The 9,482-nt window shown below is 43.7% G+C and carries 6 protein-coding genes; 5 read left to right on the top strand and 1 reads right to left on the bottom strand.

Translation table 11 applies throughout. From position 1 onward, the window contains the following. The first annotated feature begins 92 nt into the window (after positions 1–92). The 5 genes from miaB to NFR55_RS01910 are packed head-to-tail and all read left to right on the top strand — an operon-like array spanning position 93 to position 8,027. Positions 93–1,397: a tRNA (N6-isopentenyl adenosine(37)-C2)-methylthiotransferase MiaB gene (gene miaB, locus NFR55_RS01890; RefSeq protein WP_251545662.1), complete on the top strand. Its 1,305-nt coding sequence runs from the start codon at positions 93–95 to the stop codon at positions 1,395–1,397. Further along, entirely contained in the window at positions 1,397–4,045 is a 2,649-nt protein-coding gene (gene mutS, locus NFR55_RS01895) for a DNA mismatch repair protein MutS (RefSeq protein WP_251545664.1), read from the top strand. The genes miaB and mutS overlap by 1 nt, the downstream gene beginning before the upstream one ends. Continuing rightward, positions 4,042–5,889 (top strand): DNA mismatch repair endonuclease MutL, encoded by a 1,848-nt coding sequence (gene mutL, locus NFR55_RS01900; protein WP_251545666.1) that lies wholly within the window; start codon positions 4,042–4,044, stop codon positions 5,887–5,889. The genes mutS and mutL overlap by 4 nt, the downstream gene beginning before the upstream one ends. Then, positions 5,886–6,788, top strand: coding sequence for a tRNA (adenosine(37)-N6)-dimethylallyltransferase MiaA (miaA, locus tag NFR55_RS01905; protein WP_251545668.1), 903 nt, complete (start codon positions 5,886–5,888; stop codon positions 6,786–6,788). Before mutL ends, miaA begins: the two co-directional genes overlap by 4 nt. A 3-nt stretch (positions 6,789–6,791) precedes the next feature. Next, complete coding sequence (locus NFR55_RS01910; protein WP_251545670.1) at positions 6,792–8,027, top strand: methionine gamma-lyase family protein; 1,236 nt, start codon at positions 6,792–6,794, stop codon at positions 8,025–8,027. A gap of 34 nt (positions 8,028–8,061) precedes the next feature. On the opposite strand, the gene NFR55_RS01915 is transcribed toward NFR55_RS01910, so the two are convergent. After that, positions 8,062–9,150, bottom strand: coding sequence for a tyrosine-type recombinase/integrase (locus NFR55_RS01915; RefSeq protein ID WP_251545672.1), 1,089 nt, complete (start codon positions 9,148–9,150; stop codon positions 8,062–8,064). Positions 9,151–9,482 lie beyond the last annotated feature (332 nt).

Raw genomic sequence — 9,482 nt, forward strand, 5'->3', positions numbered from 1 at the left:
AATAGTATAGCTATAATGATAAATTTCCATACAATGGAGCGTTTTTGCTATACATTTTTTGAATTTTCCGTTATAATATATGCGGAGGCATTATGGGCAAAACTTATAGGATAATTACATACGGTTGCCAAATGAATGTTCACGAGTCCGAAAAAATCGCGGGTTTGCTCGAAGAAGATGGGTACGTTCCGTATTCCGAAAACGAAGCGGCGGACGTGGTTGTGCTAAATACTTGCTGTATAAGAGAAAATGCCGAAACTCGCGTTTTGGGCAATTTGGGGATACTCAAGAAAGAGAAGGAAAATCATCCCGATATGAAAATAGTGGTTTGCGGTTGCATGACCCAAGCCGACGGCGCGGCAGAAAAACTGAAAGCTCGCTGTCCGTTTATTCATGCCATATTGGGAACGGATAATTTGGATAAATTACCTCAAGTGCTTGCGGAAAACGCAAAAAAAACTCGCATAGAGATTTCGCAGGAACATAAGCTGAAAGAAAATATTCCCGCCGTTCGTTCTTTAGGGGTTAACGCGTGGGTGAACATAATGTACGGGTGCAATAATTTTTGTTCGTACTGTATCGTTCCTTACGTGCGCGGGCGCGAGCGTAGCAGAGAAAAGAAACAAATTATAGCCGACGTTCGCGAGTTGGTGTCGCGCGGATACAGTCAGATAACTCTGCTCGGGCAGAACGTAAATTCATACGGTAACGATTTGGGTGATAAAAACAACGATTTTGCATCGCTTTTGAGTGATTTGTCTGACATAGAAGGTAAATTCCGTTTGAAATTTATGACGTCGCACCCCAAAGATATCGTTTCTCAAACGGTGGACGTTATCGCAAACAGCGACAAGCTATCGCACTTTATACATATGCCGCCGCAGTCGGGAAGCGACAGAATACTGAAATTGATGAACCGAAGATATACGGCGGGCGGATATCTCGAAAAGGTTGCGATGATAAAGGATAAAGTGCCCGACGCGGGACTTTCGGGCGACGTTATAGTAGGGTTTCCCACCGAAACCGAAGCGGATTTTGCCGATACGCTAAAGCTGGTTTCGGTTGCCGAGTTTGCTAATTTGTATACGTTTATATATTCGCGCAGAAGCGGAACTCCCGCCGCGGAAATGGACGGACAGGTTTCCGTTGCCGATAAGAAGCGCAGAATTTCCGAACTTATAGACAAGCAGTTTGTAATATCTTGCCGACTCGCGGAGCGATGCGTCGGTAAAACGTATGAAGTTCTCGGAACGGAATATAAAAAGGGCAAGATGATAGGCGAAACAAAATGCGGCAAAGCGATAACTTATGCGGGCAGCAAAGATGCGGTTGGTAAATTTGTTTCCGTTCGCGTAACCGATAACAAAAATTCCAAGTTGTACGGAGAAATTATATAATGGGTCTTTCACCAATGATGGCGCAGTATCTCGAAATTAAAGAGCAAAATAAAGACTCTTTGTTGTTCTTTAGGTTGGGAGATTTTTACGAAATGTTTTACGACGATGCCATAACGGCGAGTCGAGAACTCGAGCTTACGCTTACGAGCAGAGATTGCGGACTTTCCGAGCGTGCGCCCATGTGCGGAGTGCCGCATCATGCCGTAGAAGCGTATCTAACGAAACTCATACAAAAGGGCTACAAGGTAACCATATGCGAGCAGGTTACTCCGCCCAACAAAAAGGGCATAATCAAAAGGGAAGTAACTCGTGTGGTTACGCCCGGAACGGTTACCGAAAGCAGTATGCTTACCGAGGACAGGAACAACTACCTTGCGAGTATTTGCTGTTTCGATAACGGCGTTGGGGTGTCTTGGGCGGATATTTCTACTGGAGAATTTAATCATGCTTTTATCGACGGGCAAATTGCGGTAAAGTTAAATGATTTGCTTTCCCGCATAGAGCCGTCGGAAATCATATGCAACGAAGAAATGCTTGCCGAAAGCATAAATTTGTCGGTAGTGAAATTCGGGGCGGTTTGTCCGTTTTGTTCTTATAACGAAACTGCGTTCGATTACGATAATGCTTACAAATTATTGCATTCGCGGCTTCCCGAGCAGAATTTGCAACTTATCAAAGAAAGGCAGTGTATTTGCGCCGCGGGCGCGTTATTGTCTTACATAAACGACACTCAAAAGTGTTCTATGGCGAATATGAACGCGTTGGTTGCCGACGATGGCGATAAAAGATTGCTTATCGACTCCAACGCTCGCAGAACTCTCGAGCTCACGCAATCGCTTTCGCAAGGGAATAAAAGAGGTTCGCTGTTTTGGTGTTTGGATAAAACGTGTACCGGCATGGGAGCTCGACTGCTTAAAAAGTGGATAGAAGGACCCGAAATAGATTGCGAAGTTATAAATTCGAGATTGGATTTTGTGGAAGAGCTTTCCGAGAAATCCGTGGATTGCAGAGAATTACACGAAATACTCGCTTGTATGTATGACATAGAACGCCTTACGGGTAGACTTTCGAGCCGCAAAATGGTGCCCGTGGACTTTTTGTCGCTCGGGCGGTCTTTGCGCGGTGTCGCGCTTTTGAAAGAGCGGCTTGCGGATTTCGGCGGACGGCTTGCAAAGCATATATACGAAAATTTGTCCGATTTTACCGCCGAGTGCGAAATGATTGAGTCCGCCATATTCGATAAAAATGCGAAAAGCGCAAACCCAGACGACGATGAGAACGCGGAAAAGTCAAAGCGCAAATCCAAAGAAGAAAAAAGCAAAGACAAAAACAAGAACAAAATATTCAAAGACGGTTACAACGCCCAATTGGACGAGTATAGAAATCTTATTTCGAACGCGCATACCGTATTAAAGCAACTTGTTGCCGTGGAAAAAGAGGAAACGGGAATTAAAACGCTTAGGATAGGCTTTACGAACGTATTCGGATATTATATCGAAGTGCCCAAGGCTCAAGCGGACTTGGTTCCGTACAGATATATGCGCAAGCAAACGGTAGCTAACGCCGAACGATACGTTACCGAAGAGCTGAAAGAGTTGGAAGAGAAAATTCTCAACGCCGAAGAGCTGTCGGAAACTTTGGAAGAGGAGTTGTACGTTGAGCTTAACGAAAAGTTATCGCAAAGAATAGCCGAATATTTGTCTACGGCAAAAAGCGTGGCAATGCTCGACTGTCTTGTTTCGTTTGCCATAGTGGCGCGCGAAAACGGATACGTAAAGCCGAATATAACAACGAACGACGTTTTGAATATTCGCGAGGGTAGACATCCGGTAGTTGAAAGAATGCTCAGAGATGAGTCGTTTGTTCCGAACGACACTTTCGTTAATTCTTCGGACAGCAAGATAATGCTTATAACGGGTCCGAACATGGCGGGAAAAAGTATCTACATGAAGCAAGTTGCGCTCATAACGATTATGGCGCAAATGGGTAGCTTTATTCCCGCATCGTCCGGCGACATGGGAATTGTGGACAGGATATTTACCCGCGTCGGGGCAAGCGACGACCTTTTGTCGGGCAGAAGCACTTTCATGGTGGAGATGTCGGAGGTTACCGATATTCTCAACAACGCCACCGATAAGTCGCTGTTGCTTATGGACGAAATCGGGCGAGGAACGTCCACGTTCGACGGCTTGAGCATAGCATGGGCGATAATGGAGCATTTGTCGGAGAAGATAAATGCAAAAGTTTTGTTTTCCACCCATTATCACGAGTTGACCGACTTGGAAAACAAGTTGAGCGGCATTAAGAATTACAAGCTCACCGTTCGCGAGCTCGGAAACTCTATAGTATTCCTGCGTAAACTTATGCGCGGGAGTGTAAACCGCAGTTTCGGTATCGAGGTTGCGAGTTTGGCTGGGTTGCCCGAAATCGTGGTAAAACGTGCGAAAGAAATTTTGAAAAGGCTGGAAGCGTCGGATTTGAGAAGCGAAACGCTGTCCGACGGCGGAAAGCAAATTTCACTGTTTGCGCCCGACGGAAAAACGCACGAAATCACGAAGATATTGAGCGAACTTGATTTGGATTACGTGACCCCGCGCGCCGCATTGGATATTTTAACCGATTTGAAAGAAAAGGCGGAGATGAGATGAGTAAAATTAACGTATTGGACAGCGTTATATTTAACCGTATCGCTGCCGGCGAGGTTGTGGAAAATCCTCGTTCCATAGTAAAAGAATTGGTTGAAAATGCGATAGACGCGGGCGCGGACTCGATAACGGTTGAGATACGCGGGGGCGGCATTGACTATATTTGCGTTTCGGATAACGGCAGCGGCATAGCTCGCGAAGATATGCCCGTTGCTTTTATGCCGCATGCAACGAGTAAAATTCGCAGCTTAAAAGATTTGGAAGCAATCTCCACGCTCGGATTTCGCGGCGAGGCGTTGCCGAGCATTGCTTCGGTGGCGGACGTTGAGATGATTTCGCGGACTCGGGAAAGCGAGCTCGGGTATAAAATCACTTTGTCCGACGGTGCGATAACCGACGAGGGTGAGTGCGGGGCTTCTTGCGGCACTAAAGTTACGGTGCGAAATTTGTTTGCGAAAATTCCCGCTCGAGCAAAATTTTTGCGTAAAGTTCAATCGGAAGAAAGTTCGGTTACGGAATTTATTATTAAAATAATTCTTTCGAAACCGTATTTGAAATTCAAGTATATTGCGGACGGCGAAACCGTTTATTTGTCGGACGGCACGGGTGTGCAATCGGCAATATACAGCGTTTACGGAAGCGAATTTTCAAATAATATGGCGGAGATTTCTTACGCTGCGCCGGGGTTGAGTTTATCGGGCTATATTTGTCGCCCCGATTATACCAAGCATTCGCGCAATTATCAAACGCTGATAGTGAACGGAAGATATATAGTTAACGCCGATATATCATACTGTATTCAACAATGCTATCAAAATTATTTGATGAAGCGGCAGTTTCCCGCGTATGTTTTGTATCTCGATTTGCCTGCCGATATGGTGGACGTTAACGTGCACCCCAATAAATTGGACGTAAGATTTTCGGGTGAGAAGCGATTAAAGGGGGTAATATATAACGCTATAAAGGAAAAAGTCGACTTTATGGCAACCGAACCCATAGAGTTTGTTTCGCAAGCAAGCCTTGCTTTCGAGCCGATTGTCGAGCAAAAAACGAACGCGGAGAAATCGAGCGTTTTAGTCGAGGAAAAACCGTCAATAAATATTAAGAGCATGTTTTTGGGTAAACCTATGGTTGCCGAGAGTAGTAGGGTGAGCGCGAAACTCAACGATTTTATCAGAAGCGTTGAATACTGTGCGGCAAAAGAGCCGATTGTTTCGCCTGTTTCGAATACGCAAACAAAGACGGAAACAACGCTCGCCGAATTTGATTTGTTCGGCGGTGAAAATGTTGCTTGCGTTGGGAAACTGTTTAATACTTATTTGATTGCGGAATGCGGCGACGATTTTTATCTTATAGACCAGCATGCCGCGCATGAAAAACTTTTATACGATAAATTGGCGGAGCAATTCGAAAGCGGCGAGTTGGCGGTTCAAGATTTGCTTGTGCCTTATATTTTCGAGGTATCGCCGTCTGAAAAGGTTGCGCTTTCGGAAACTCTTCCTAAAATGAGCGAGTTCGGATTTAAGATAGACGCGTTAAGCGGAAATGCCTTTTCGTTATATGCTTTGCCCGTATGTTGCTCGGATATAGACTTAAAGCATTTCATGGCTGTGCTTTTGAGCGATATGGATATCGGGAAACGGGGTTTTGATTTCGTAAAAGAAAAGTTGATGCAAGCGGCATGCAAAAGCGCGGTTAAGGGTGAGGATGATTTGGCTAAAAGCGAGATAGACAAATTGCTTGCTCAAATGCGCAAAGCCGATTTGACTCGTTTTTGTCCGCACGGCAGACCTATAATAATCAAATTCTCAAAACATGATTTGGAGAAACTGTTTAAGCGTTCATGAATAAGATTTTGATAATCGGCGGACCTACCGGAATAGGAAAATCCTCGGTGGCTATAGAAATTGCTCGAAAACTAAACGGCGCGATAGTCGGTGCGGACGCCATGCAAATATACAGGCGGCTCGATATAGGGACGGGAAAGGTAACCGAAGAAGAAAAATGCGGCATTTTGCATACTATGATAGACATAGTTGAGCCTAATGAAGAATATTCCGTTCAAAAATATGTTTCGGATGCAAAAAAATCGATAGCTGAAATTCAAGCAATGGGCAAATTGCCTATTATTACGGGTGGAACAGGGTTATATATTAACGCGCTTATAAACGAGCAAAATTTTGCAGACGTTGCGCCCGATATAGAGGTGCGAAAAAAGTATAACGAAATACTATCTGAACGCGGTGCAACGTATTTACATGATTTGTTAAAATCGGTTGATTGTAATTCTGCGATGAAAATATCCGAAAACGACACCAAACGAGTTGTTCGTGCTTTGGAGATTTACGAAAAGACGGGTAAAGCAAAATCCGAAGTTGTTTCCGAGAAAAAAAGCGCGTATGATTTTAAGTTTTTCGTGCTTGAAGCCGATAGGCAAGTGCTTTACGATAAAATCAATAGCAGAGTTGACGGAATGATTGAAAACGGATTGATAGACGAGGTTTGCGGGCTCGAGCGGTTTTGGCAATGCAGAAGCATGGAAGCGATAGGTTATAAGGAAATAATCAAAGCGATAAAAAACGGCGACGAGCCGATTACAGCTGTGGACGAAATAAAACAGAATAGCAGGCGTTATGCAAAAAGGCAGATAACATTTTTCAAATGGATAACGGCGGAAAAAAAATACGTTTCAGAAGATTATTGTAATAATATTTTGAAAGAGTCGGAAATGTGGCTACGGAGTTAAAATATGAATAGTACGGAAAAATTGATTAAAGAGTGCGAAGCGAATTTGTCGGGGTTGTTTGCCGAAATCGACGAAATCGCCTATGCAAATCAAGTAAAAGTTTTAGACGCTTTTCGCAAACATAAAATCGCATTGCGTCATTTTGCCCCCACAAGCGGATACGGGTATGACGACGTTGGGCGCGATACGCTTTCGGGCGTGTTTGCGGATATTTTCGGGGCGGAAAAAGCGATAGCTTCTCCGTTGATAACCTCGGGAACTCATGCCATTACGCTCATGCTCTTCGGGATTTTGCGCCCGGGTGATACCGTATTTTCTATTTCGGGCGACGTTTACGATACTTTGCGTGACGTAATATCAAAACGGGGTATTGGTTCGTTGAAAGATTTCGGCATCGAATTCGAAAAAGCCGAACTGAAAGACGGAAAATTCGATTACTCCGCTATAGAGTGCGGACTTAAGAAATTGAAACCTAAAATGGTGTTTATTCAAAGGTCGCGCGGTTACAGTTGGCGAAATGCGTTTTCGATAGAAGAAATACGAAAAGTTTGCGAGTTTGTTAAGGGAATGGCTCCGAATGTTATTATTGCCGTGGATAACTGCTATGGTGAATTTGTTTCCGCCATAGAGCCTACCGAAGCGGGCGCGGATATTTGCGCTGGCTCAATGATAAAAAATCCGGGCGGGGGAATTGCGCCTACCGGGGGATACATTGCGGGAAAGAGCTCGCTTGTCGAGGCTGTTGGGCATCGGCTGACTGCGCCCGGCGTAGGCATGGAGGTCGGTTCTTATGCCGCCGATTATCGCCCTTTTTATCAAGGATTGTTTTTAGCTCCGCACGTTACTTCGCAAGCGTTAAAAGGTTGCGTATTGTTTTCGGAGGTGTTTTCGAAACTCGGGTATACGGCTTTACCTAAGTGCGGCGATATTCCGAACGATATTATTTGTTCCATTAAATTCGATTGCGGGGAAGAACTTATTGAATTTTGCCGAGCTATTCAATCGGTATCTCCGGTTGACAGCCACGTTGTGCCGTATCCATGGGATATGCCGGGATATAATGACCAAGTAATTATGGCTGCCGGAACATTTGTGCAAGGGGCTTCCATAGAGCTGAGTGCGGACGCGCCCATTAAAGAGCCGTATGTTGCATATTTGCAAGGAGGCTTAACGTACGAACACGTGAAATATGCCGCGTATCAATGCATTGAAAATATATTGAAATCCAAACAAAATTGATAAATTCATATAGTATGTCACACATAGCATGAAATTATTGGTTTTCATCGTTATTTTGGTGTAAAACTATAGCGTTTGCGGCTTTTTTGCGAATATCTTCACTCATTTGCGCATAATGCTTTTTTGTGGTATTTACGTCGCTGTGCCCGAGCACGTCGGCAACTACGTAAATGTCTTGAGTTTCTCTATATAATGCCGTACCGAATGTGCTGCGCAGTTTATGGGGCGTGATGTTTTTGAGCGGCGACGCGATTTTGCTGTATTTTTTTACAAGCATTTCTATGCCGCGCACGCTGAAACGCTTACCTTGATTTGATAAAAACATGGCGTTGGTGAGTCGGGCTTGTTTTGCGAACGGTTCGTATGAAGCGGATTTTTTTTCTTTCAGCCATTCCAAATAACTCAATAGGGAATTTTTGACTTCGTCCGAAAAATATAATATGCTTTTGTTGCCGCCTTTACGGGTTACCGTAAAGCTGTTGTTTTCAAAGTTGAAATCTTCTTCGTTGAGTCCCACAAGCTCGCTTACGCGTATCCCCGTGCCCAAAAACAGCGTTAAAATCGCGGTATCGCGCTTTGCGTAAATTTGTTGATAATGTTTTTGGCGATTTGTCAGATTGTTTCCGTTTTCGGCTTCGTGTAACAAGGCGTGGATTTCGTTATTATCCAAACGTATTATGGGTTTATCGTGTAATTTCGGAAAATCAACTTTTGCGCATACGTTTGAGAGCAATTTGTCTTTTTTGAAATAATATTTGAAAAAAGAGCGTAAAGACGATAGCTTGCGTTCCTTGGCTTTTTCTTCACACGAATAGGTTTTTCCGTCTATAGTGTAGTTTGATAAATAATCGAGATACAATTCTATATCGAACGCCGTCAGTTTTTCTATATCGATAAGAGCAATTTCTTTTACGGGAATTCGATATTTTTTTTCGCTCAGGTATCTGAAGAAAACTTTTAAGTCGAATGCGTAATTCAAACGAGTTAATACCGTAGTACGCATTTGGATACCTATGAAAAATTCCTTTACAAAATCAGGCAGCATATCCAACAGTTCGCGCAAGCGTTCCATGCCGTGTTCGTTACGTTGTTTGTAATAGTTTTCATTTATAATATTAGCCATGAAAAAAACCTCTGAAATGATTTACTTATACAGTTACTTATAAAGTATAGCATATTTACATAAAAATTGCAACTGTTTTAACTATATTTTTCGTAAAAGAAGACTTTTACGCATAGTTTGAGCTATCCGCCCCTTTTGCGTGAGTTTTGAAGCTCATGTGCCAAAGCAGAGTATTGCCCGGCAAATTCGCGTGCTTTACGCTGTGTGTCTTCTAAATCGATATTAAATTTCAATGTGTAATCGTCGGAACAAGCACTATCGTTAAATAGCGGCTCTTGTAATATTTGTATGCGTGCATACAGTCCACGGCGTAAGTCGGCTTCGGAAATTGT

The sequence above is a fragment of the Pumilibacter intestinalis genome (genome assembly GCF_943193005.1).
GTDB classification, from domain to species: domain Bacteria; phylum Bacillota; class Clostridia; order Christensenellales; family Pumilibacteraceae; genus Pumilibacter; species Pumilibacter intestinalis.